This window comes from Streptomyces sp. NPDC001880, assembly GCF_053594575.1.
Map to the genome: position 1 here is coordinate 1 of NZ_JBSFET010000241.1, position 2,435 is coordinate 2,435.

The 2,435-nt window shown below is 66.7% G+C and carries 1 protein-coding gene; it reads left to right on the forward strand.

Features of this window, described 5'->3' with window-relative positions; all coding sequences use genetic code 11:
* Positions 1-48 precede the first annotated feature (48 nt).
* The coding region (locus ACWCQ6_RS36830; protein ID WP_451096811.1) for a non-ribosomal peptide synthetase at positions 49-2,435 on the forward strand (2,387 nt) is incomplete at its 3' end.

A 2,435-nucleotide genomic window follows, 5' to 3' on the forward strand; every position in this document is an offset into this window, starting at 1 on the left:
GTGTGGCAGCGGGAGGTGTTGGGGTCTGAGGGTGATCCGGGGAGTGTGGTGAGTGAGCAGTTGGGGTATTGGCGTGGGGTTTTGGAGGGTGTGCCGGCGGAGTTGGCTTTGCCGTTCGATCGTTCGCGTCCTGCGGTGGCTTCGCATGTGGGGCGGACGGTTTCGTTCGCGGTGGATTCGGTGGTGCATGAGGGTTTGGTCCGTGTTGCCCGTGAGCAGGGTGTGACGTTGTTCATGGTGTTGCATGCGGCCTTGGTGGTGGTGTTGTCGCGTGTGGGTGCGGGTGAGGATGTGCCGGTGGGGGCGGCGGTGGCGGGTCGTTCGGATGAGGGTCTGGATGATCTGGTCGGGTTTTTTGTGAACACGGTGGTGTTGCGGACGGATGTGTCGGGGGATCCGTCGTTCGTGGAGTTGTTGGGTCGGGTGCGGGAGGTGCATTTGGGTGCGCATGCGCATGCGGATGTGCCGTTCGACCGGTTGGTGGATGTTCTGGGGGTGGAGCGGTCGGCTGCGCGGCAGGCGTTGTTCCAGGTGATGTTGGTGTTGCAGAACAATGCGCGTGGTCGTTTGGAGTTGCCTGGTCTTGAGGTGGGGGTGGAGCCGGTTGAGGTGGGTTCTGCGAAGTTTGATCTGACGTTGCATTTGGCTGAGGAGCCGGGTGTGGCGGGGGGTGTGGGTGGTCTTTCGGGTGGGTTGGAGTTTGCGGTTGATCTGTTCGACCGGGCGACGGTTGAGGTGTTGGCCGGGCGGTTTGTGCGGGTGCTGGAGTCGGTGGTGGCGGATGCGTCGGTGGCGGTGAGTGGGCTGGAGGTTCTGCTGCCGGGTGAGGTGGGCCGGCTGGAGGGGTGGAGTGGTGCCCGGGATGGGGCGGTTGTGCCGGGGCTCGCGTTGCCGGAGTTGTTTGCTCGTTGGGTGGAGCGGACGCCGGATGCGGTTGCGGTGGTGTGTGGGGATGTGGAGTTGTCGTTCGCGGAGTTGGATGCGCGGGCGGGGCGGTTGGCGGGTTGGCTGGCCGGGTGTGGGGTGGGTGTTGAGGATGTTGTGGGGCTGCGGCTTGGCCGGTCGGTGGAGCTGGTGGTGGCGGTGCTGGCGGTGTCGCGGGTGGGGGCGGCGTGGTTGCCGGTGGATCCGGTTCTTCCTGAGCAGCGGGTGCGGCAGATTTTTGGGGTGGCTTCACCGAAGCTGGTGCTTGATGCTGCGTTGATTGCGCGGGCTGAGGATGAGGCCGTGGTGATGGGCAGCGAGCCGGTGCCCGCGGTGGATGTGGGCCTTGACCGGGTGGCGTATGTGATTTTCACGTCGGGTTCGACGGGGGTGCCGAAGGGGGTTGCGGTTACTCACGCGGGTGTGGGTGCGTTGGCTGCTTCGATGTGTCGGCGGTTCGGGCTCTCGGCGGACAGTCGTGTGTTGTTGCTGGCGTCGCCGAGTTTTGACGCGTCGGTGATGGAGCTGTTGATGGCGTGGGGTTCGGGTGCGGCGTTGGTGGTTGCTCCGCCGGGTGTGGTGGTGGGGGAGGAGCTTGGGCGGGTTTTGTCGGTGGGGCGGGTGTCGCACGCGTTGGTGCCGCCGGCGGTGCTGGCGACGGTGCCTGGGTTGCCTGATGGTGTGCTGAGGGTGCCGGTGGTGGGTGCGGAGGCGTGTCCGCCGGAGTTGGTGGCGCGGTGGGCTCCGGGGCGTCGGATGGTCAATGCGTATGGTCCGACGGAGGTGACGGTGGCGGCGACGTTGAGTCGGCCGTTGGAGGTGACGGGGCAGGCGCCGCCGGTGGGTGGTCCGGTGGACGGGGCGCGTGTGTATGTGCTGGATGGCCGGTTGCGGGCGGTGGTGCCGGGTTCGGTGGGTGAGGTGTATGTCGCGGGTGCGGGTGTGGCGCGGGGGTATGTGGGTCAGTCGGGTCTGACGAGTGCGCGGTTTGTGGCTGATCCGTTCGGGTCGGGTGGGCGTTTGTATCGGACGGGGGATCTGGCGCGGTGGAATGCTGCTGGTGAGCTGGTGTATGCGGGGCGGGCCGATGACCAGGTGAAGGTTCGTGGGTTCCGGATCGAGCTGGGTGAGGTGGAGGCGGCGTTGGCCGCGCATCCGCGGGTCGGGCGTTCGGTGGTGGTGGTGCGGGAGACGTCGGCCGGGAGCAGGCAGCTGGTCGGGTATGTCGTTCCGGTTGTTCCTTCGGTTGTTCCGGAGGTGTCGGTGTTGCGGGAGTTCGTGGCGGAGCGGTTGCCGGAGTACATGGTTCCGGCGGCGGTGGTGGTGGTGGATGCGCTGCCGTTGAACAGCAGTGGCAAGATCGACCGTAAGGCTTTGCCGGAGCCGGTCTTCGAGTCCGTGGAGGGCCGTGCCCCGCGGACTCCGTTCGAGGAGACCCTGTGCGGGGTCTTCGCCGACGTCCTCGGGCTTGAGTCCGTCGGTGTCGACGACTCGTTCTTCGACCTCGGCGG